This window comes from Pseudomonas sp. JR33AA (genome assembly GCF_021378985.1).
In the GTDB taxonomy this organism is placed as follows: Bacteria; Pseudomonadota; Gammaproteobacteria; order Pseudomonadales; family Pseudomonadaceae; genus Aquipseudomonas; species Aquipseudomonas alloputida.
Genome location: NZ_JAJSAW010000015.1, coordinates 1 through 22,795, shown reverse-complemented (window position 1 = coordinate 22,795; position 22,795 = coordinate 1). Strand labels below are relative to the sequence as shown.

Annotated in this window: 18 protein-coding genes; 13 read left to right on the top strand and 5 right to left on the bottom strand. The window is 63.2% G+C overall.

Annotation, left to right across the window (positions count from 1 at the left end):
* The first annotated feature begins 145 nt into the window (after positions 1-145).
* The 5 genes from LVS58_RS20250 to fabB all read left to right on the top strand — a co-directional run bounded on the left by LVS58_RS20250 (position 146) and on the right by fabB (position 7,033).
* Positions 146-2,260: a TonB-dependent receptor plug domain-containing protein gene (locus LVS58_RS20250; RefSeq protein ID WP_233692535.1), complete on the top strand. Its 2,115-nt coding sequence runs from the start codon at positions 146-148 to the stop codon at positions 2,258-2,260.
* Positions 2,260-3,150: an ABC transporter substrate-binding protein gene (locus tag LVS58_RS20245; RefSeq protein WP_233692534.1), complete on the top strand. Its 891-nt coding sequence runs from the start codon at positions 2,260-2,262 to the stop codon at positions 3,148-3,150. The genes LVS58_RS20250 and LVS58_RS20245 overlap by 1 nt, the downstream gene beginning before the upstream one ends.
* Entirely contained in the window at positions 3,147-5,078 is a 1,932-nt protein-coding gene (locus LVS58_RS20240) for a response regulator (RefSeq protein ID WP_233692533.1), read from the top strand. The genes LVS58_RS20245 and LVS58_RS20240 overlap by 4 nt, the downstream gene beginning before the upstream one ends.
* A gap of 207 nt (positions 5,079-5,285) precedes the next feature.
* On the top strand, positions 5,286-5,801 hold the full coding sequence (gene fabA / locus LVS58_RS20235; protein ID WP_003251509.1) for a 3-hydroxyacyl-[acyl-carrier-protein] dehydratase FabA: 516 nt from the start codon (positions 5,286-5,288) through the stop codon (positions 5,799-5,801).
* An 11-nt stretch (positions 5,802-5,812) separates the two neighbouring features.
* Positions 5,813-7,033 carry a beta-ketoacyl-ACP synthase I gene (fabB, locus tag LVS58_RS20230; protein ID WP_003251511.1) on the top strand — a complete coding sequence of 407 codons (1,221 nt, stop codon included), beginning with the start codon at positions 5,813-5,815 and terminating at the stop codon, positions 7,031-7,033.
* A gap of 130 nt (positions 7,034-7,163) precedes the next feature.
* Here fabB and LVS58_RS20225 read toward each other — a convergent pair whose 3' ends face one another.
* Complete coding sequence (locus LVS58_RS20225; protein ID WP_233692532.1) at positions 7,164-8,171, bottom strand: amidohydrolase family protein; 1,008 nt, start codon at positions 8,169-8,171, stop codon at positions 7,164-7,166.
* Between the two features lie 116 nt (positions 8,172-8,287).
* Here LVS58_RS20225 and LVS58_RS20220 point away from each other — a divergent pair, with 116 nt between their 5' ends.
* The gene (locus LVS58_RS20220; protein WP_233692531.1) at positions 8,288-9,151 is read left to right on the top strand and encodes a pirin family protein; all 864 of its coding nucleotides are present in this window, start codon (positions 8,288-8,290) and stop codon (positions 9,149-9,151) included.
* Positions 9,152-9,397: 246 nt separating this feature from the next.
* On the opposite strand, the gene LVS58_RS20215 is transcribed toward LVS58_RS20220, so the two are convergent.
* The 4 genes from LVS58_RS20215 to LVS58_RS20200 all read right to left on the bottom strand — a co-directional run bounded on the left by LVS58_RS20215 (position 9,398) and on the right by LVS58_RS20200 (position 13,117).
* Complete coding sequence (locus LVS58_RS20215) at positions 9,398-10,123, bottom strand: dienelactone hydrolase family protein (protein WP_233692530.1); 726 nt, start codon at positions 10,121-10,123, stop codon at positions 9,398-9,400.
* A 64-nt stretch (positions 10,124-10,187) separates the two neighbouring features.
* Positions 10,188-12,092 (bottom strand): molecular chaperone HtpG, encoded by a 1,905-nt coding sequence (gene htpG / locus LVS58_RS20210; RefSeq protein WP_233692529.1) that lies wholly within the window; start codon positions 12,090-12,092, stop codon positions 10,188-10,190.
* A gap of 69 nt (positions 12,093-12,161) precedes the next feature.
* On the bottom strand, positions 12,162-12,644 hold the full coding sequence (locus tag LVS58_RS20205; protein ID WP_233692528.1) for a PaaI family thioesterase: 483 nt from the start codon (positions 12,642-12,644) through the stop codon (positions 12,162-12,164).
* Positions 12,641-13,117, bottom strand: a complete 477-nt coding sequence (locus LVS58_RS20200; protein ID WP_233692527.1) for a PaaI family thioesterase — start codon at positions 13,115-13,117, stop codon at positions 12,641-12,643. The genes LVS58_RS20205 and LVS58_RS20200 overlap by 4 nt, the downstream gene beginning before the upstream one ends.
* A gap of 154 nt (positions 13,118-13,271) precedes the next feature.
* Here LVS58_RS20200 and LVS58_RS20195 point away from each other — a divergent pair, with 154 nt between their 5' ends.
* From LVS58_RS20195 to LVS58_RS20165, 7 genes are all read left to right on the top strand, one after another.
* Positions 13,272-13,544: a hypothetical protein gene (locus tag LVS58_RS20195; RefSeq protein WP_003251523.1), complete on the top strand. Its 273-nt coding sequence runs from the start codon at positions 13,272-13,274 to the stop codon at positions 13,542-13,544.
* Positions 13,545-13,749: 205 nt separating this feature from the next.
* Entirely contained in the window at positions 13,750-14,913 is a 1,164-nt protein-coding gene (locus LVS58_RS20190) for an efflux RND transporter periplasmic adaptor subunit (RefSeq protein WP_233692526.1), read from the top strand.
* A complete protein-coding gene (locus LVS58_RS20185; RefSeq protein WP_233692525.1) occupies positions 14,914-16,884 on the top strand; it encodes a MacB family efflux pump subunit in 1,971 nt (656 codons plus the stop codon).
* Positions 16,881-18,320, top strand: a complete 1,440-nt coding sequence (locus LVS58_RS20180) for an efflux transporter outer membrane subunit (protein WP_267954592.1) — start codon at positions 16,881-16,883, stop codon at positions 18,318-18,320. The genes LVS58_RS20185 and LVS58_RS20180 overlap by 4 nt, the downstream gene beginning before the upstream one ends.
* A 77-nt stretch (positions 18,321-18,397) precedes the next feature.
* The gene (locus LVS58_RS20175; protein WP_233692524.1) at positions 18,398-19,417 is read left to right on the top strand and encodes a GNAT family N-acetyltransferase; all 1,020 of its coding nucleotides are present in this window, start codon (positions 18,398-18,400) and stop codon (positions 19,415-19,417) included.
* Positions 19,418-19,439: 22 nt separating this feature from the next.
* Complete coding sequence (locus LVS58_RS20170) at positions 19,440-21,089, top strand: cyclic peptide export ABC transporter (RefSeq protein WP_233692523.1); 1,650 nt, start codon at positions 19,440-19,442, stop codon at positions 21,087-21,089.
* A gap of 205 nt (positions 21,090-21,294) precedes the next feature.
* A partial coding sequence (locus LVS58_RS20165) for a condensation domain-containing protein (protein ID WP_233692522.1) occupies positions 21,295-22,795 on the top strand: 1,501 nt, incomplete at its 3' end.

Sequence of the window (22,795 nt, the reverse complement as noted above, 5' to 3'; positions counted from 1 at the left end):
TCGGAACCGTCGAGATCGAGCGCCGCCCGCGCGGCGCGCGATTTCTGCCACGCTGCACATTTCAGGACGTACGCCCGACACCCACTGGCAAAAGCCCCACGGTCAGTTACCATGCCTGTTTCAATCCTGAAACAAAGGCCACTCCGTGTTCCCTGGCACGCCACCGTACCCGCGCCTGCTGTTATTGACTGCCCTGCTCGGCGGTCAGGCCGCGGCCGACGACCTGTTCATCGACACCCCCGACCTGCCACAGGTTCTGACCGCCACACGCCTGAAACAATCCCCTGCCGCTGTCCCGGGTAGCATGACCGTACTCGACAGCGAACTGATTCGCGCCAGCGGTGCCCGCGACATCCCCGAACTGCTGCGCCTGGTACCGGGCATGATGATCGGCTACGGTGCAGGTAATCAACCCACGGTCAACTACCACGGCAGCAACGTCAGCGACGCACGGCGCATGCAGGTACTGATCGATGGCCGCTCGGTGTACCGCGCAGGCCTGGCCACGGTGGACTGGAGCGACATCCCCTTGGCCATGGAGGACATCGAGCGAATCGAGGTGTTCCGCGGCCCGAACACCGTCAGCTATGGCGCCAACGCGCTGATGGCAGTGGTCAACATCCTTACCCGCAACCCTGCCGACAGCCATGGCACGCGGCTGAAGATGACCCGCGGCCAGGACGGCATCAACGACTTCTATGCCAGCCACGGCTTCGGTTGGGACGGTGGCGACATGCGCCTGTCGCTGTCGGGCCAACAGGACGACGGCTTCGACGAGAACCAGTACGGCCAGGACTACCGCGACAGCCGCCGCCTGACACGCTTCAACCTCAGCGCCAACCACAACCTGGCAGTCGACCAGAGCCTGGAGTGGCAACTGGCAGCCAAGGAAGGCAGCAATCAGCGGCCCTACACCTACCAGCCGGTGTTCCAGAGGTACGAGCCCGGAAACAATGCCGACGTCAACGCCAAGGACTATGCGGGCTCGTTCCGCTGGACCAAGGATTTCAGCGCTGAACACAGCCTTTATATCCAGGGCTCAGCCCAGCATTTTGATCGCCAGCAAGTGTGGCGCGCCTGTGATGCCTTGCAGTCATTCAGCCCCGAACTGACCCAGCTCTGGCAGATGAACCCCGACTTTGCCGAAAAAGTGGCGCGCGGCATTGCAACTGGTGCTCCCCTTGCCACTGACGACCCTGCCCTGAAAGGGCTTCTGCAAAAAGTGCAGCAGCAATGGGAAAACGGTGGACGGCAACAGGTCTGCGGCGATGTGGACCAGAGCACCCGTGAAACCCGCTATGACCTGGAAATCCAGGACACCCTGAGCCTGACCGACAGCCTGCGTCTGCTCAGTGGCATGAACTACCGCTATGATCGCGCCGACTCGCAGACCTACTTCAACGGCAGCATCGACGACCAGACCTGGCGCCTGTTCGGCCAGCTGGAATGGCGGGCCGACGAGCACTGGATACTGCAAGGTGGGGCCATGTTCGAAGACTCGCGCCTGTCTGGCAATTCGCTGACCCCGCGTGTCGCGGTCAACTACCTGATCACCCCGCGCCACGGCCTGCGTGCGGTGTACTCCGAAGCGGTGCGCTCGCCCGACATGTTCGAGAACAACGTCAACTGGAGTTACACGGTCAAGAACCTGACCCCCAATTCATTCGGGCTGCAAAACGGGGAGTACTTCGTCAAGACCCGTGGCCCTGGCGACCTTGAACAGGAGCGCATGCGCTCGCGCGAGCTGGGCTACAACGGCTACTTCACCGACATCGACCTGAGCCTGGATGTGAAGCTGTTCTACGACGAGATCACCGGCATGATCAGCGAGCCGCTGAGGAACAACCAGTACATCGCCAGCAACGCCAACAAGGCCCGTTTCAGCGGCAGCGAGGCGCAAATGGACTGGCGCCCCACCCTGCGCGACCGCCTGCGCCTGACCTATGCCTACGTCGATGCCTGGGCCAGCAACCCCGACGACCGTCGCCTTAGCGCCCGCAACAGCGGCTCGGCCGGGTGGATGCGCGAATGGGGTGCCGGCTGGTCAAGCGCGCTGTTCTACTATGGTGACGACGCCCTCAACCAGTACCGTTACGAGCGTCTGGACCTGCGCCTGGCCAAGCGCTTTCGGGTGCATGGCAGCAACCTGGAGCTGGCGGCGCTGTGGCAGCAGCGCCTGGACGATGAACCGACCTCGGCCCTGCAGAACCGCTACGACAGCCGTCACCGCCTGAGTGTGAGCGCGGAGCTGGAGTTCTGATGGCCCTGCTGCTGCGCCTGTTGCTGCTCTGCCTGTGGCCGTTGGGGCCTTTGTCCGCCAGCGAAGTCCTGTTGGTTGGGGCTGAGGACCAGTCCGGTGTACGCAGCTTCATCGCCGCACTGGAAAGCCGCCGGCCGCACGATCACATGCAGTTTCGCACCACCGCCGAACTGCCGCGCCCGGGCAAGCTCAAAGCCGACCAACGCCTGATCCTGCTCGACAACGCGGCACTGGAATGGCGCCTGGTGGAAACCGCCGGCCCGCCGGCGCTGGTCATGCGGGTCAGCCGGGTACAGGCTGAACAGCGCCTGGGAAAGTCGCGCCCCGCGTTCCTCACACTGTTGTGGAGCGACGCGCCGTTGGGACGGCAACTGCGCCTGGCACGCTACCTGTTGCCGCAGGCCAGGCGCGTTGGCGTGCTGTACGGCGCGCACAGCAGCTTTCTGCTGGACGAACTGCGCCATGCTGCACGGCCGCTAGGCCTGGAGATCGTTGCCCAGGACTGGTCCGACCCGCGTGACAACCGGCCCCTGCAGCAGCTGCTGGGCAACAGCGATGTGCTACTGGGCCTGGACGACCCTGACTTGTACAACTCCAAGACTGCAAAGAACCTGCTGTTGAGCAGTTATGGCCGGCAGATGGCACTGATCGGCCCGAACGCCGGCTTCGTTCGCGCCGGCGCCCTGGCCAGTACCTACAGCGACCAGGACGACTGGCTGTGGGTGCTCGACCAGTTGCTCGACCAGCCGCCGACACGCTGGCCGCGCAGCCTGTACCCAGTGCGCTATGGGGTCAGTGGCAACCAGCAGGTGGCCCGTGCCCTGGGCCTTGAACCGATCGATCAGAACGCCGCCGTCAAAGCCCTGGCCGAGGGAGAACCCACCCCATGAGCAAACGCTTGAGCTGGGACATTCATACCCGCACGCAGATCATCAGTCTCGGCCCCGCCCTGCTACTGACCTTGCTCCTGATCAGTTTCTTTACCTTCGTACGCATCCAGGACCTGCGCCAGGAACTCAACCACACCGGGCAACTGATCGCCAACCAGTTGGCACCGGCGTCGGAGTACGGGGTGATTTCGGGCAACAACGAAGTACTTGAAGGGCTGATGCGTGCCACCCTCAGCATCCCGCACGTGCGCTTTCTGGAAGTGCAGGACAGCCGCAACCACATCCTGGTGTACGTCGAGCAGTCCGACGAAAGTGCCAACCGCGCGCAACAGGTGGAGGTGTTCCAGGCGCCCATTCGCCTGCAGCAAATCCGCCTGGACAACGACTTCCTGCAACAGGGCAAAGCCACCACACCGGCCATCGGTGATGACTACCTGGGCCGCGTGATCGTCGGCATGTCCGATGACGCCTTCAGCCAGCGCCAGCAGGAAATCGTGATCAAGGCCGGGATCCTGGCATTGTTCGCCCTGCTGTTCACCTTCTTGCTGGCACGCCGCCTGGCCCTGAGCCTGGCCAAGCCGATCAGCGACATGGGCCATGCGGTCAAGGCGATTCAGCAAGGCGAGTACAACACCCCCTTGCCGGTCGTCGACGACAGCGAACTGGGCCACTTGGCCCGCCACATCAACAACCTGGCCAGCGCCCTGGAACAGGCCAGTGATGAACAGAAGCAGGCCATGGCCGAACTGATCCAGGCACGCGAGGAGGCCGAACAGGCCAACCGCGCCAAATCGGATTTCCTGGCGATGATGAGCCATGAATTGCGCACCCCGATGAATGGCGTGCTGGGCATGCTGCAACTGCTGGAAACCACACCGCTGAGCAATGAACAGGCCGATTACACGGCAGTGGCCAGCGAATCCACCGGGCACTTGCTGAAGGTCATCAACGACATCCTCGACTTTTCGCGCATCGAACGCGCCGCGCTGCAACTGGAGCACATCGACTTCAACCTCGGCGAGCTGATCACCAGCAGTGTGCAGTCGTTCCAGCACAGCGCCCAGCAACGCGGCCTGGGCCTGCACCTGCAACTACCGCCCGGCATCGAGCAGTTGCAGGTGAATGGCGACCCCACGCGCATCCGTCAGATCCTGCTGAACCTGGTGGGTAACGCCCTGAAGTTCACCGAACGTGGCCAAGTGCAAGTCGACGCACGCTGGCAGGTGCTCGACCGGCAGCTGATCTGGCTGACCTGCAGCGTGCGCGACACCGGCATCGGCATCGACAGCGACCGCCTGGAAATGATGTTCGTCGCCTTCCAGCAGGCCGACAGCTCGATTTCCCGTCGTTATGGCGGTACCGGGCTGGGGCTGTCGATCGCGCGTACCCTGGCCGAGCGCATGGGCGGCAAGCTACGCGGTGAAAGCCGTGAGGGGCTGGGTTCGACCTTCACCCTGGAGATGCCGCTGGCCCTCGCCAACCCTGCCCCCACCGCGCTGACGCCGCCAACGGCTGCACAAACGACGGTGGCGGACAATGATCAGGTGCTGCTGGTGGAGGACAATCCGGTCAACCGGAGTGTCGTGGAAGCCATGCTGCGCAGCCTGGGGATGGCAGTGTGCACGGCAGAAGATGGCCTCGAAGCCGTCGAGCTGGTCGGCCGGCAGCGCTTTGCTGCCGTGCTGATGGATTGCCGCCTGCCGCACCTGGACGGCTATGAAGCCACCCGACGCATCCGCCAGCTGCCCAACGGTGCCGGGCTACCGATCATCGCCCTGACCGCCAACGCCTTGCAGGGCGACCGTGAACGTTGCATGGCCGCGGGCATGGACGATTACCTGAGCAAACCCTTGCGCCGCACCGAATTGCAGCAGGTGCTGCAGCGCTGGTTACCCGGTCAGACAACCGCGACTGGCGATAAATGCTAAAGTGCGGCAGTCTTAAACACTGGACAGGACCTTCATCGGACCTGAAAATAGGCGTTTCAGTGCACACCTGTACTTCTTTCACCAGGTGCGCTGTGACTTTCACCACAACGCAATAGTCTACCTGTAGGCTGCCGCCTCGAAGCGCTTGGTTTTCGGGCCGGCCGGGAAGATTCATCCCCTGCCGCAGGGGGTTATTGAGGAGCTCGCATGACCAAACAACACGCCTTTACTCGGGAAGACCTGCTGCGCTGCAGTCGCGGTGAGCTGTTCGGCCCAGGTAATGCGCAACTGCCCGCGCCGAACATGCTGATGGTCGATCGCATCACCCACATCAGTGAAGAAGGCGGCAAGTACGGCAAAGGTGAGTTGGTCGCCGAGCTGGATATCAACCCGGACCTGTGGTTCTTCGCCTGCCATTTCGAAGGCGATCCGGTAATGCCGGGCTGCCTGGGCCTCGACGCCATGTGGCAGCTGGTTGGCTTCTTCCTCGGCTGGCAGGGCCTGCCAGGCCGTGGCCGTGCCCTGGGTTCGGGCGAGGTGAAATTCTTTGGCCAGGTACTGCCTGAAGCCAAGAAAGTCACCTACAACATTCACATCAAGCGCGTCCTGAAGGGCAAGCTGAACATGGCCATCGCCGATGGCTCGGTCAGCGTCGACGGCCGCGAGATCTACACTGCCGAAGGCCTGCGGGTCGGCGTGTTCACCTCCACTGACAATTTCTAAGGGTTATTCGCATGCGCCGCGTCGTTATCACTGGTCTGGGCATCGTATCGTGCCTGGGCAATGACAAAGCTACCGTCACCGAAAACCTGCGCAACAGCCGTCCGGGTATCCGTTTCAACCCGGAATACAAGGAAATGGGGCTGCGTAGCCAGGTTTCCGGGTCCATCGACCTCAACCTCGAAGAACTGATCGACCGCAAGGTTTACCGCTTCGTCGGCCACGCGGCTGCCTACGCCTACCTGGCCATGCAGGACGCCATCAAGGACGCCGGCCTGACCGAAGAGCAGGTTTCCAACCCGCGTACCGGCCTGGTGGCGGGTTCCGGCGGCGCCTCGACCCTGAACCAGATGGAAGCGCTGGACACCCTGCGTGAGAAAGGCGTCAAGCGCGTCGGCCCCTACCGCGTTACCCGCACCATGGGCAGCACCGTTTCGGCATGCCTGGCCACCCCGTTCAAGATCAAGGGCATCAACTACTCGATCTCGTCGGCCTGCGCCACCTCGGCTCACTGCATCGGTACCGCACTGGAGCAGATCCAGTGGGGCAAGCAGGACATCGTCTTCGCCGGTGGCGGTGAGGAAGAGCACTGGAGCCAGTCGTTCCTGTTCGATGCCATGGGCGCCCTGTCGACCAAGCGCAACGAAACCCCGGAACTGGCCTCGCGTGCCTACGACGCTGACCGTGATGGTTTCGTCATCGCTGGCGGTGGCGGCATGGTCGTGGTCGAGGAACTGGAACACGCCCTGGCCCGCGGCGCCAAGATCTACGCCGAAATCGTTGGCTACGGTGCGACTTCCGACGGCTACGATATGGTTGCACCAAGCGGCGAAGGCGCTATCCGCTGCATGCAGCAGGCGCTTTCCACTGTCGACACCCCGATCGACTACCTGAACACCCACGGCACCTCGACCCCGGTCGGTGACGTGGCCGAGATCAAGGGCGTGCGTGCCGTGTTCGGCGACAAGGCACCGAAGATCAGCTCTACCAAGAGCCTGTCGGGTCACTCGCTGGGCGCTGCTGGCGTGCACGAGGCCATCTACTGCCTGCTGATGATGGAAAACAACTTCATCGCCGGCTCTGCCAACATCGACGAGCTGGACCCGGAAGTCGCCGACTTGCCAATCCTGCGTAAAACCGAAGAAAACGCCAAGATCGACACGGTCATGAGCAACAGCTTCGGCTTCGGCGGCACCAACGCCACCCTGGTGCTCAAGCGCTGGGAAGGCAAGTAAGACGCTGCTGCTGTGAATGAAAACGCCCCGACTGGTTCGGGGCGTTTTTGTTTGGGTTGCCTGGGCTGGCCTCTTCGCGGGTAAACCCGCTCCTACACAGGTCATTTGCAGTGTTCATGGCCAGTGCAGGCTAATGGCGCGCCTTGGGCAACACTGCCAGAAAGTTCTCCCGGGCCACCTTGTGCGCCACAGCCTCCGGCAAGGCATCCAGAAACGGCACGAACCCGTGCATCTGCTCCCCCAGGCTGTCAAACCGCCCCACCACATCCGAACCCAGCATGAACCGCTGCGGGTACTTCTCGACCAGCGCCAGCCATTCCTTGCGCGGCACGCCGTGTTCATCCAGCAGATACGGCTGCAGCACACTCCACGACAAATCGACATACAGGTTCGGGTAGTCCTCCAGCAATCGCGTCAGCACCGGCAGCAGAAAGTCCATCTGCGTCTGGTGGCGGTGTATCTCCATGCTGCTGCCCGCATGCGCCCATATGAAGCGCGTATGCGGATGATTGCGCAGCGGCTCTTCGATCTCCGCCAGGTAAAGCGGGTTGCGCTCGCGCTTGGAGGTAATGTTGGAATGCAGCAGCACGGGCAGATCACGCTCGGCCGCCAGATGATAAATGCGCGTCATGGCCTCGTTGTTGGCGCGCGGCGTGTCACCACTGGTCAGCGCTGTCAGATCATCGTGGCGGGTAAACACCTCACCAATGCCCTGCCAAAGGCCCGGGTTCATTTCGAGCATGCGCTCGATATGGCTGACAGCGTTCTTGTCCACCGGGTTGAAGCCGCTGAGGAACGGGTGGAAGCGTTTGCGCTGCTCAGTCGGCAACTGCTGCAGGGCAGCCGCCACGTAAGTATCGGTGGCGCTGTACCAATAGGCATCGGCGTCATCACCGGCGTAATAGCGCGGGCGCTTGGGCTCGTCTTCGTGCCATTTCTTGGCCACGGGTATGCCTGAAATCATCGACTGCTCAACCCCTGCGGCATCCATGGCCTTGATCAGTGCCGGCATGCCTTCACTTTCCTGGAAGAAGTCCACGTAGTGCAGGTGGGCATCACTGTAGCGGTACTCGCGCGCCTGGGCCGCCTGGCACAGCCAGCCGAACAACAGCACACAAGCCAGCGCTCTGGCGGTCATGGTCATCTTCCTCATGCAAGTACGAACCCAGTAGACCAGGCGGCCGCCAAGACGGTTCAGCCACGGCGGGCAAACCGCTATGCTTGAGGCACTTCCACCGTGCCTGGAGCCTTCCCATGAGCAGCCCACTGGTCATCCCCCCCCGAGCCGAGACGGTCGAGGGCCAGCCGATCCTGCGCCCGCTGCCGTCAGCCCAGTGCCGCAGCGTCGGCCCGTTCGTGTTCTTCGACCACATGCTCGAAACAGACTATGCCCCGGGGCATGGCATGGACATCCGCCAGCATCCGCATATCGGCCTGTCGACCCTGACCTACCTGTTCGAAGGTGCAATTCTGCACAAGGACAGCCTTGGCTCGGCGCAGCGGGTGCTGCCAGGTGATGTCAGCTGGATGACCGCTGGCAGCGGCGTGGCCCACGTCGAGCGCACCCCCGAAGATGCCCTGGCCCATGGCTCGCGCCTGCATGGGCTGCAGGTATGGCTGGCGTCGCCACGCGAGTTTGAACAAGGCCCGGCAAGCTACAGCCATCATCCAGCCGCGAGCCTGCCTGTCAGTGACAGCCTGGGTGTACGTATCTGCATGATTGCTGGCAGCGGGTTCTGCCTGGCGTCACCAGTGCCGGTGCTGTCCCCTACCCTTTATGCGCATGTACGGATGCAACCGGCGACTACCTTGCTGGTTCCGACCGAGCATGTGCAGCGGGCGCTGTACGTGCTCGATGGTGAGTTGATGATGAACGATGAAGACGTGGAGCCGTGCACCCTGGTGGTGTTGCCGGAGGGCGAAGAGGTGACATTGTATGCCGAGGGTGAATGCCAACTGGTGCTGATTGGCGGTGCCCCGCTGGATGGGCCGCGTCGGATGAACTGGAACTTCGTCGCCAGCGACCCGGATCTGATCGAGCGGGCCCGGGCCAAGTGGGCTGCGGGGGATTGGCCGGGGGTGCCGGGGGAACATTCGAGGATCGAGTTGCCTCGGTGATGGGGCCGCTTAGCGGGTAAACCCGCCCCACCACCTGATCGGGGTGGACACAGGTCGGTGGTTGGGCGCAGAGGCCGGCCCTGCTGGCCAATTTCCACCCGCCGTTCAGCGTTGCTGCCGCCACCGTATTCGCGGGTAAACCCGCTCCTACACCTGGGTCGGGGGGCACACATGGGTGATTGGGCACAGGCCGACGTGTAGGAGCGGGTTCACCCGCGAAGGGCTGCAAAGCAGCCCCCTGCAACCTCAGCGCTGAAACACTTCACTCAGCAGATTATGCATCGAACGGAACGCTCGCTCCGAAGTGCGCCGGTCGTACTGCATCTTGCCCGGCATATTGGCATTCGGGTCGGTAAACGAGTGCACCGCGCCGCCGTAACTGAGCAACTGCCAGTCCACCTTGGCCGCGTTCATCTCGTCCTCGAATGCCGGCAGCTGCTCCTTAGGCACCAATGGGTCGGCGGCACCGTGCAACACCAGCACCGAGCCCTTGATGTGTTTGGCATCTTCGGGGCGCGGCGTGTCCAGGGTGCCGTGGAACGACACTGCCGCACGCAGGTCAGCGCCGCTACGGGCCAGTTCCAGGGCACAACAGCCACCGAAGCAGAAGCCGAAGGTGGCCACCTTGCCAGGCTCCAGCAGCGCCTTCGACTGCCCCAGCAATTGCGCCAAGGCTTCCTGCATGCGCTTGCGCAGTTCGCCTCGGTCATTCTTCAACGGCATCATCGCCGCGCCAGCCTCCTCGGCATTGGAAGGGCGCACCGATTGCCCGTACAGGTCGGCAATCAGCACCACATAGCCCTTCTCGGCCACTTCCTTGGCAATGCGCTCGGCACCTTCACCAATGCCCATCCAGTTCGGCGCCATCACCAGCCCTGGGCGGCCCAGCGCACCCGGCTCATAGACCAGACGGCTTTCGTAGGCCTTGCCGGACAGGTGATAAACCAGCGATTCGACGATTACTTTGCTCATCAGGCACTCCTTTGGCACTCGTCATAAAAAAAGCCCGCCGAAGCGGGCTTTCCTAAGCATCAACTCAAGCAGACAGCTCGACCAGTAGCTTGTTCAGGCGACGAACGTACGCCGCCGGGTCCTTCAGGCTGTCACCGGCCGCCAGGGCCGCCTGATCGAACAGGATGTGCGACAGCTCGGCGAAACGGTCTTCGCTCTGCTCGTGGTCCAGCTTCTCGATCAGCGGGTGGCTCGGGTTGAACTCGAAGATCGGCTTGGACTCCGGCACTTTCTGCCCGCTGGCTTCCAGGATCTGGCGCATCTGCAGGCCCAGGTCCTGCTCGCCGATGGCCAGGATCGCCGGCGAGTCGGTCAGGCGGTGCGAGACGCGCACTTCGGCCACGCTGTCACCCAGCGCACCTTTCAGTCGCTCGACCAGACCTTCCTTGTCCTTGGCCACTTCTTCCTGGGCTTTCTTGTCTTCTTCCGAATCCAGCTTGCCCAGGTCCAGGTCGCCACGGGCAATATCGACGAAGGCCTTGCCGTCGAATTCGTTGAGGTAGCTCATCAGCCACTCATCGATGCGATCGGTCAGCAGCAGCACTTCGATGCCTTTCTTGCGGAAGACTTCCAGGTGCGGGCTGTTCTTGACCTGCGCGTACGACTCGCCGGTGAGATAGTAGATCTTGTCCTGGCCTTCCTTGGCGCGGGCCAGGTAGTCGGCCAGGGCGACGCTCTGCTCGCCGCTGTCGTCCTGGGTGGACGCAAAGCGCAGCAGGGCGGCGATTTTCTCCTTGTTGGCAAAGTCTTCGGCCGGGCCCTCTTTCAGCACCTGACCGAAGTTTTTCCAGAAGCCCTTGTATTTCTCGGGTTCGTTCTTCGCCAGTTTCTCCAGCATGTCCAGCACGCGCTTGGTCAGCGCGGTCTTCATCGAATCGATGATCGGGTCTTTCTGCAGGATTTCACGCGACACGTTCAGCGACAGGTCGTTGGAATCGACCACACCCTTGATGAAGCGCAGGTACAGCGGCAGGAACGACTCGGCCTGGTCCATGATGAATACACGCTGCACGTACAGCTTCAGGCCGCGCGGCGCTTCGCGCTGGTACAGGTCGAACGGCGCACGGGCCGGCACGTACAGCAGCGAGTTGTATTCGAGCTTGCCTTCGACCTTGTTGTGGCTCCAGGCCAGCGGGTTTTCGAAGTCATGGCCAATGTGCTTGTAGAACTCCTGGTACTCCTCGTCCTTCACCTCGGTGCGCGAACGGGTCCACAGGGCGCTGGCGCGGTTGACGGTTTCCCACGCTTCGGCCGGCTGCTCTTCACCTTCGGCAGCGGCCTGCTCTTTCGGCAGTTGAATCGGCAGGGCGATGTGGTCGGAGTACTTCTTGACCACGTTGCGCAGGCGCCAGCCATCGGCGAACTCCTGCTCGTCCTTCTTCAGGTGCAGGACGATACGGGTACCGCGCTGTGGTTTGTCGATGGTAGCGACTTCGAATTCGCCCTCGCCCTTGGACGACCAGTGCACACCTTCGGCCGCTGGCTGGCCCGCACGGCGGCTGTACACGTCGACCTTGTCGGCAACGATGAACGCGGAGTAGAAGCCCACGCCGAACTGACCGATCAGGTGCGAGTCCTTCTTCTGGTCACCGGTGAGGTTCTTCATGAAGTCGGCCGTGCCGGACTTGGCGATGGTGCCCAGGTGGGCGATGACGTCTTCGCGGCTCATGCCGATGCCGTTGTCCTCGAGGGTGACGGTACCGGCGTCCTTGTCGAAGCTCAGGCGAATCTTCAGGTCAGCATCGCCCTCGAACAGCTCTGGCTTGGCCAGGGCTTCGAAACGCAGCTTGTCGGCGGCGTCGGAAGCATTGGAAATCAGCTCCCGCAGGAAGATTTCCTTGTTCGAGTACAGCGAGTGAATCATGAGGTGCAGCAGTTGCTTCACCTCGGTCTGGAAGCCCAGCGTTTCCTTTTGTGTTTCCACAGTCATGGTCTTCGAAACTCCGATCTGATGGCGGTGACGCCTAGCGGCCGGTTCGGCCAGCGTTAACGGCGGATGTCATGCAGATGGGGGCTGCCCAGATGATTTCAAGGGCTTTTCCGGTTCGATCTTGAAATGCGCACGGGCCGTGGCAATCGGCGACTGCCTGTCGCCCTGCCAGGCGGTGATGGCCACGTTGGTCACCCGCCGGCCCTGGCGCCACAGCTGGCACTGGGCGTAGGTATCGCGAAAATGCCCGGCGCGCAGGTAGTCGATAGAAAAGTCGATGATCTTCGGAATGCTTGCGCTCTCGCTGTAGATCAGCAGGTACAGCGCTGCCGACAGCTCCATGAAGCCGGCGATCACGCCGCCATGGATGGCCGGTAGCAGTGGGTTGCCGATATTGTCCGGGCTTGCCGGCAGGCGGAACAGCAGGTCATCGCCCTGACGCTCGCATTCGATGCCGATCAGCCCGGCATAGGGAATCAGCGCCAGCAATGGTCGATAGTCGCCCACCGCATGGGCGGCGTTGAGCTGCTGGCGCACCGCTTGCGGAATCATGCCTCGCCCTCCTTCAGACTGTCGCCGAAACGGATGCCGCCCTTGATGTCCTGGCCCAGGCGCATGAAAGTGCCCACCACCTGGCAAATAGGCTGCTCGGGGTCGTCCTGGTAGGCGGTGCCACGGGTAAAGATCACGTCGCGGGTGACACGGTAGCACTGGGCGTGGCCGTAGATGTCCTTGCCGGCCTCAGCCGGGTGCATGTAGTCGATGCGCAGGTCCAGCGTCGGGCACACTTCGAAGCGCGGCAGCACGCACAACGTGGCCATGCCACAGGTGGTGTCCATCAGCGTGGTCAGCGCACCGCCGTGCACGGCACCGGTTTGCGGGTTGCCGACAATCGTGGGCGACCACGGCAGGACCAGGGTCATGCCATCACCATCCGCCTGCGCCACACGCATCTGCAACAGCTGACAATGTTTTAACGCCGAGAGAAAGCGTTCGGCCATTGCCACCAAGGTTGAATCGTTCATCGGCTGTTCCCACCGGCCGCTGGGCAGCGGCATAAATTCGTTAAAAAGTCTATGTAGAACGGGGCGTTATATATCTGTAATCTTCGTGGAACTTATTCCGCGTAGTTGCACTCGAAGGAACAAGTCACTTATTCCACCAAGGAGAAACACCCCCATGCGTAAACCTTTTGCTTTTGCTCTGATGCTGGCCGCTGCCATGGGCCTGGCTGCTTGCGATAAAGCGAGCGAAGACAAAGCCCAGGACGCACAGCAACACGCCGAGCAGGCCCAGGAAAAAATGGGTGAAGCTCAGGATAAGATGAACGAAGCCGCCAAGGAAAACGCCGAAGCTGCCAAAGATCAGGCCGAAGCCGAGCAGAAGGCTGCCGAAGAAGCCGCTCCGGCTACTCCGGCTCCAGCGACGCCGGCGGAACCTGCCAAGCAGTAACTCGAGTCCACAAAAAAACCCGACAATTGTCGGGTTTTTTTGTGTTTGCAAGTTGCAGCTTAAACGTTTTACCCAATAGCTCACTCGCCGCCGGCAGTTATCAGCACCCGCCACATGCCGCGCAGTAAATTTTGCGGGCTGGTTCTCGTTCAAAGTACAACCCCGCGACGTGTCTCGGAGGAACTTACTTTGGCCGGAACCCTGCATGAAACGTCCCCCCTTGGCCCGCCGGGCCCTGATCACCGTAGTTGGCCTGGCGACAGTGCTGGCCGTAAGTGCCTGGCAGATCATGCCACCCAGCCATGATGGCCTGAATACCGTCACTGTTCGCCGGGGTGATATCGAGAGCAGCGTTACCGCCATCGGCACCTTGCAGCCACGCCGCTATGTAGACGTCGGCGCCCAGGCATCCGGGCAGATCCGTGCCATCAAGGTCGAGGTCGGCGACGCGGTGCAAGAAGGCCAATTGCTGGTCGAGATCGACCCTTCCACGCAACAGGCCAAGCTGGACGCCGGACGCTACTCGGTCGAGAACCTGCAGGCACAGTTGCAAGAGCAACGGGCTCAGCATGAGCTGGCCCGGCAGAAGGCCCAGCGCCAGCAGCATCTGGCGGCGGGCGGTGCCACGCGCGAGGAGGATGTGCAAACGGCGCGCGCCGAGCTCAAGGCCACCCAGGCACGCATCGACATGATCCAGGCGCAGATTCGCCAGGCCAAGGCCAGCCTGCGCAGTGACCAGGCCGAGCTGGGTTACACCCGCATCTATGCCCCCATGAGCGGCACCGTGGTCGCACTCGATGCCCGCGAGGGGCAGACGCTTAACGCCCAGCAGCAGACCCCGCTGATCCTGCGCATCGCCAAATTGTCACCGATGACGGTCTGGGCTGAAGTGTCGGAAGCGGACATTGGCCAGGTCAAACCCGGCATGCACGCCTATTTCACCACCCTCAGCGGTGGCACCCGGCGCTGGAACAGCACTGTGCGGCAAATCCTGCCGGTGCCGCCCAAGCCGCTGGAGCATGCCAACCAGGGCAGCGGCAGCCCGGCCAGCAAAAGCAATGGCCGCGTGGTGTTGTATACGGTCTTGCTGGACGTCGATAACGCCGACGGCGCCCTGATGGCGGAAATGACCACCCAGGTGTTCTTCGTCGCTGACCGTGCGCAGAACGTGCTGACCGCCCCGATTTCCGCGCTGAACCCTGGCACGCAACCTGATCGCAGGCTGGCACAGGTACTGACGAAACGCGGCGCCATTGAAAACCGCGAAGTGCGCACCGGCATCAGCGACCGCCTGCGCGTGCAGATTCTCGAAGGGCTGGAAGAAGGTGACCACCTGCTGATCAGCCCCTTGCTCAGTGCGGGAGGGTAAATGCCAGTCCCCTTGATCGAGCTGCGCGATATCCGCAAGCGCTATGGCGGCATCGATACACCGCAAATCGAGGTCTTGCGTGGCATCGACCTGAGCATCCATGCAGGTGAATTCGTCGCCATTGTCGGCACCTCTGGCTCAGGCAAGTCTACGCTGATGAACATACTCGGCTGCCTGGACCGTCCCTCGAGTGGCGACTACCTGTTCGCGGGTGAACAGGTGGCCAGCCTGGACAGTGACGCACTCGCCTGGCTGCGGCGTGAAGCCTTCGGTTTCGTGTTCCAGGGCTATCACCTGATTGCCTCCGGCACCGCCCAGGAAAACGTCGAAATGCCGGCAATCTACGCCGGCATGCCCGCCGCCGAGCGCCACGCGCGCGCCCATGCCCTGCTGACCCGGCTGGGCCTGGCCGCACGTACCGGTAATCGCCCGCACCAGTTGTCCGGCGGCCAGCAACAACGCGTATCGATAGCCCGCGCGCTGATGAACGGTGGCCACATCATTCTGGCAGACGAACCCACCGGCGCCCTCGACAGCCGCAGCGGTACCGAAGTCATGGCCCTGCTCGACGAACTGGCCAGCCAGGGCCATGTGGTGATCCTCATCACCCACGACCGGGAAGTCGCCGCACGGGCCAAGCGCATCATCGAAATCCGCGATGGCCGGATCATCAGCGACCAGGCCCAGCCTGAGGCACTGCCCGCTTCGCCCCCTGAGGCCGACGTGCTGCAGGCCGTCGACCTGCGCCAGCGCCTGAACGACGGCTGCGAGCACAACGGCGCCTGGAAAGGCGAACTGCTGGACGCCGTCAAGGCGGCGTGGAGGGTGATGTGGATCAACCGCTTCCGCACCGCACTGACGTTGCTGGGCATCATCATCGGCGTGGCGTCGGTGGTGGTCATGCTGGCCGTGGGTGAAGGCAGCAAACGCCAGGTCATGGCGCAGATGGGCGCCTTCGGCTCCAACATCATCTACCTCAACGGCAAGCCACCCGCACCCAGGGCGCCGGAAGGCATCATCACCCTGGACGACACCCGCGCCATCGCCACTCTGCCCCAGGTGCGCATGATCATGCCCGTCAATGGCGGCAAGGCCGGTGTGCGCTATGGCAACCAGGACCTGAAACTCTACGTAGGCGGCTCCTACACCTCCTTCCCGCAGATATTCAACTGGCCAGTGGCCCAGGGCAGCTTCTTCACCGAGGCCGACGAAGCCGCCGGCGCGGCAGTGGCGGTGATTGGCGAAAAGACCCGGGAAAAACTGTTTGCCGACCGCAACCCGGTGGGCCAGTACATACTCATCGAGAACGCACCGTTCCAGGTCATCGGGGTGCTGGCCGGCAAGGGCGCCAGTTCTGGCGACCAGGATGCCGACGCCCGGGTGATGGTGCCCTACACCACCGCCAGCGTGCGCCTGTTCGGCAACCAGGCCCCGGAGTACGTGGTGATCGCCGCTGCAGATGCGCGCCAGGTGAAGCAGACCGAGCAGGTCATCGACCAGTTGCTGCTGAAACTGCACAACGGCGTCACCGACTTTGAACTGACCAACAATGCGGCCATGATCCAGGCCGAAGCCAGGACACAGAACGCGCTGTCACTGATGCTGGGCGCCATTGCCGCCATTTCGCTGCTGGTGGGCGGTATCGGGGTGATGAACATCATGCTGATGACCGTGCGCGAGCGCACACGGGAAATTGGTATCCGCATGGCCACCGGCGCGCGTCAGCGCGACATCCTGCGCCAGTTCCTGACCGAAGCCGTGATGCTGACCATGGTCGGCGGCGTCAGCGGCATCGCCCTGGCATTGCTGATCGGCGGCGCCCTGAGCCTGGGCCAGGTCGCCGTCGCCTTCTCGCTGCCTGCCGCCATCGGTGCCTTCGCCTGCGCCGTGGTCACCGGTATCGCGTTCGGCTTCATGCCCGCCCGCAAGGCTGCCCGGCTCGACCCGGTGGCCGCCCTTACCAGCGTATGAGTACCCCAACGTTGATCAAACCCTTGCCCCTGCTCGGCGCCTGCCTGTTGCTGAGCGCCTGCGCCACCCCTGCAACGCCGCCGCAACACGGTGTGCATGCCCCGGCCCGCTGGCAGGCGGCCACGCCTCAGCGCACACCACGCCATTTGACCGGCTGGTGGCAGTCATTCGGCAGCCCGGCACTGAACCAACTGGTAGAACGAGCCCGCAGTGACAGCCACGAAATCGGCGCGGCCATGGCCCGGGTCCGCCAGGCACAGGCCGATGCGGTCATTGCCGGCGGCCCCTTGCTGCCCGAGGTCACCGGGGCAGCCAATGCCAACCGTGAGCGCCTGCAGCACGGCAACGGCTACAGCCAACTGAACTCCAGCCCGACCCAGCGCACCACTCATTACCTGGATGTGGCCCTGAAGGCCAGCTACGAGGTGGACTTCTGGGGCGGCAACGCAGCAGCGCGCGAAAGTGCCCTGCACGGCCTGCAAGCCAGTGAGTTCGACCGTGCGACCGTTGAACTGACCTTGCTCGGCAAGGTTGCCGACAGCTACATGCAGGCGCTGGCTTTCCAGCAGCAGGGGCGTATTGCCGACCTCAACCTGGCCAATGCCGAGCGTGTCCTGCAACTGGTGCAGACCCGCTTCGATGCAGGCTCGGCCACGGCACTGGAACTGGCCCAGCAACAAAGCCTGGTCGCCACCCAGCAACGGCAACGCCCGCTGTACCAGCTACAGGCCCGGGAGGCCCTGATCACCCTGGCGACCCTGGTCGGGCAGCCGGTGCAGGACCTGCAACTGGGCAACACGCGCTTTGACCAGCTCAACTGGCCCTCGATCGATGCGGGCCTGCCCAGCGAACTGCTCAGCCGACGGCCGGACATCGCCAATGCCGAGGCCAAGCTGGCGGCGGCTCAGGCCAATGTGCGCGTCGCCCGCGCGGCGATGCTGCCCAAACTCAACCTGACGGTGATGGTCGGCAGCGGCGCCGATCATTTTCCGGACGTCTTGCGCAACCCCTTCACCAGCCTCGCCGCAGGCCTGGTCACACCGGTGTTCAACAACGGCCGCCTGCGCGCTGAGCGCGACAAGGCGGTGGCAACCCAGGAGGAACTGCTGCAGAACTACCGCGGCGCCATCCTGGCCGGTTTCGGCGATGTGGAAAAGGCCCTCAATACCGTGGACGGCATCGACCGGCAACTGCATTGGCAAGCAATCGAACTGCAACAGGCGCGCAAGGCCTTCGACATCGCCGAAAGCCGCTATCAGGCAGGTGCCGAGGACCTGCTGACCGTCCTGCAAACCCAACGCACCCTGTACCAGGCTCAGGACGAGGATGTGCAACTGCGCCTCAAACGGGTCATGGGCAGCATCGCCCTGTACAAGGCCCTGGGCGGCGGCTGGCAGGTCGATGGCGCTGAAGCCGGTGCCGCACCCGGCGCTTAAACATCGGCAGGTGCGGTTCGTCTTTATCCATGGACAGCACCCGACAAGTCGCACTCGCCCCCCTCACAGGAAACCCTATGAACGCACCCTCTTTCAGTCTGATCCTGGCCGATGGCCGCAACGCCAGTGCCCAGGATGAAACGCCAGAGAGCGGCAGCCTGCGCCTGGACAGCAGCGCCGCCATTCCCTACCGGGAGGTCGACAACCGCATCGTCTTCGAACAACTTCCGCCAGCATTTCCGGCCAGCGCGATGCTGGCAGTGCTGGCGACGCGTTTCTGCCACCGCAAACAATGCAACGAGGTGAATGTGCAGGTCCCTGGCGACCGGGAATTTGCCGTGCGTGCGGTCCGTGAAGGCATTTTCGATCACTGGCAGTTCGACGACCAAGGCAGGCTTGCCCTGCGCTGCACGCGCCAGACCTTCTGGCAGCAACCCCTGCCATGGCTTCGCGAGCCGGCCAGCGTGCACACGGCCCCGCGTTATTGCTTCAGCGGCGAGAAACGCCACCCGCAACGCCCGCCAAAACCGGCGGGCGAAGTCTATCGACGCCACCTGCCGAAGCTGAACGCCACCTTTTCACTGCGCACCATCGACCCGGTGAAGGACCTTGCAGCCTTCAACCGCTGGATGAACCTGGAGCAAGTCGCGTTCTTCTGGGAGCAGACCGGCACCCCGGAAGAACATGCGCAATACATTCGCGAAATGCTCGACGACCCGCGCGTACACCCGCTGATCGGCTGCTTCGATGACGAACCCTTCGCCTACTTCGAAGTGTACTGGTGCAAGGAAGACCGCATCGCGCCCTACTACGACGTCGCCGATTACGACCGTGGCTGGCATGTGGTGATCGGCGAGCCCAAGCACCAGGGCATCGGCAAGTTGCGCGGCTGGTTCCGCTCGCTGATGCATTACATGTTCCTCGATGACCCGCGCACCCAGCGCATTCTCGGCGAGCCGCGCATCGACCATACGCGCCAGATCGACTTCCTCAAGTCCCAGGGGTTCGGCCACCTGAAGGACATTCAACTGGCCCACAAGAAAGCCGCCCTGCTGCGCCTGGAGCGTGAAGCCTTCTTTGATGACCACGTCCTTTGATCCGCCTGGAGAAGACTTCCCCATGATTCGCAAACCGCTCAGCGCGACCCGCGAGCTTGCCCAGTTGCTCAAGCCGTTCTGGCCCATCGTGCTGGTTTCCATACTGTTGGGCATCCTCGGCGGCTTCAGCGTCACCACGCTGCTGGCCACCATCAACCGCGCCCTCAACAGCGAAGCAGGGCTGACCCATGGCGTGCTGTGGTTGTTTGCCAGCCTCTGCGTGCTGACCTTGCTCAGCAGCATCTTCTCCGACATGGGCACCAATTTCGTTGGCCAGAAGATCATCGCCAAACTGCGCAAGGAGCTGGGCGAAAAAGTGCTTTCGGCGCCCATCGAGCAGATCGAGCGCTATCGCAGCCACCGCCTGATCCCGGTGCTGACCCACGATATCGATACCATCAGCGATTTCTCCTTCGCCTTCGCCCCCCTGACCATTTCGCTGACGGTGACGCTGGGCTGCATGGGCTACCTGGCAACCTTGTCCGGCCCGCTGTTCCTGCTGATGCTGCTGGCATTGGGCGCCGGCATCACCGCCCAGGTCATCGCCCGCACGCGCGGCATCAAGGGGTTCAATACCGCCCGCGAGGCCGAGGACGATCTGCAGAAGCATTACAACGCCATTGCCCAGGGCGCCAAGGAGCTGCGCATACACCGGCCGCGCCGGTATCGCATGTTCACCCGGCACATCCAGGGGATCAGCGAGCGGATCAGCGCCATCCAGATCAAGGCAGTCAACACCTACATCCTGGCCAAGACATTCGGCTCGACGCTGTTCTTCATCGTCATCGGCGTGGCACTGGCCCTGCAGAGCACCTGGACAAGCGTCGATCAGGCGGCAATGACCGGCTTCGTGCTGGTACTGCTGTACATGAAAGGCCCACTGGACCATCTGGTCAGCGTACTGCCGCTGGTCAGCAAGGCACAGGTGGCATTCCAGCGCATTGCCGAGCTGTCAGAGCAGTTTTCCTCGCCCGAACCGAACCTGCTGCTCGACGGCCAAGGCGCACCGCGCCAGGCCATCGACAGCCTGGAACTGCGCAATGTGCAGTACGCATTTCCAGCCGTCGAGGGCAGCACGCCGTTTCGCCTGGGCCCGGTGAACCTTACGATCAATCAGGGCGACATCGTGTTCATCGTCGGCGAGAACGGTTGTGGCAAGACCACGCTGATCAAGCTGCTGCTTGGCCTGTATGCGCCGCACAGTGGTGAAATCCTGCTGGATGGCCAGCCGGTCTCGGTGCTTGACCGGGATGACTACCGACAGCTGTTCACCACCATTTTCGCCGACTACTACCTGTTCGACGACGTGGTTCAGGGCGACCAGCAGATTCCCGACGATGCTACCCAATACCTGCAACGCCTGGAGATCGCGCACAAGGTCAGCGTACGTGACGGCGCCTTCACCACCACCGACCTGTCCACCGGGCAACGCAAGCGCCTGGCACTGATCAGCGCCTGGCTGGAGCAGCGCCCGGTACTGGTGTTCGACGAGTGGGCAGCCGATCAGGACCCCACCTTCCGCCGCATCTTCTACACAGAGCTGCTGCCGGACCTCAAGCGCCTGGGCAAGACCATCATTGTCATCTCCCACGATGACCGCTACTTCGATATTGCCGACCAGTTGGTACACATGGACAGCGGCAAGGTTCGCACTGCCACCCAGCCGGCCTGACCGGCTGCATCCCTCGCCCCGACCAGGCCGGCTGTCGCCCTGGCCGGGGCCTGCCGACCCGCCCCGCCCAATGCACCCGCCGGTAAATTTGCCGCACGGCGGCTCGTCTACTGGCCATACACCTCTCCAGAGGACAGCGGCCGTTCGCCGGCAACGCCGGCCCCCCACGCTGCTGTCCTTCGCCTCGACTGCCACAGGGACCGCCATGCACGAATCACCGGATGCCGACTCGCTCGCTGAAGACTTGCTGGACGACACCTTGCTCGCCCTGCTCCAGGATGAGCTGCCCGAACCCGACCGGATATCACCCCGCCAGAGCGTCGGGCCAGCCCCCCTCTCCTTCGCCCAGCAGCGCCTGTGGTACCTGCAGCAGTTCAACCCGCAGAGCGCAGCGTACAACCTGCCACGGGCACTGTCGCTCAAGGGTGAACTGCATGGCCAGCACCTGACCATGGCCTTGCAGGCGGTGGTCGATCGCCATGACATCCTGCGCAGCCGGTTCGCCGAAGTCGAAGGCATACCGCAGCAGTTCGTCGAAGCCGACGCACGCCTCGAAATGCCCTGCCACGACCTGACGGCCCTGCCCGCCGAGCAGCGCCAACATGCGCTGCAGCAGCTGATTGAAGCGGATGCGCTGGCTCCGTTCGATCTCGGCCACGCCCCCCTGATCCGGGCCCGACTGGCGAAAGTACAAGGTGACGAGCATGTGTTGCTGCTGAACATGCATCACATCGTTTCAGACGCCTGGTCCAATCCGATCCTGCTGCACGACTTGCTGGGCGCCTATTCGCAGGCAGCCGCCCAGGGAGCCTGCAAGCTGCGACGGCCCACCATCCAATATGCCGATTACGCCATCTGGCAACGCCAGGCTTACCTGCAAAGCGATGCGTGCAAAGCGTCTGCCCGCTATTGGCATACCCGGCTGGGTGACGAACTGCAGCCGTTGATGTTGCCGGGTGACGTCGACCCGCGCTGCACTGGCGCGCCGCCCGAGGGCACCAGTGCCCGCTACCATGGCCCGCAGCTGGACGCCGAGGTGTTCCGGGCCCTGCAGCAGCTCAGCCGGCAGCAAGGCGTGCAACCCTTCGTCATCGCCCTGGCCGCCTGGCAGGTGCTGCTGGGCCGCTACAGCGGCCAGCGGCAATTCAGCCTCGGCGTGCCAAGCGCCGGGCGCAACCGCAGCGAAACTCAGCAGCTGGTAGGTTTTTTCGTCAGCACCCAGATCTACCGCGCCGAACTCGACCCGCAGCAATCCGTGCAGACCCTGCTGCAAAACCTGCGCGAGCAGTCCATTGCGGCCCTGAGCCACAGTGATTACCCGATGGAGCTTTACCTGGAGACGCTGCAGCACAACGGCCAGGTGCTACCCACCCAGTTGTTCCAGGCCCTGTTCAACTGGCGCGTGGCCGGGACTGCCAGCGGCCCGCTGGCCCTGGGCCCACTGCAGCTGGACTTCCTCGACACCGCCAGCGCCCAGGCCAAATGCCTGGTCGGCATCGACCTTGAATACGCAGCCGACGGCCTTGGCTTCAGCCTCGAATACGACTGCAGCCACTTCAGCCACGCCACCGTGCAACGCATGGCCCGGCACTGGCAGAACCTGCTGCTGGCCATGGCCCGGGGGCCCGAACAACGCTTGGGTCAGCTCGACATGCTGGGCACGCAGGAGCAGCAGGCCACCTTCGCCCAGTGGAACCCGGCCCCCA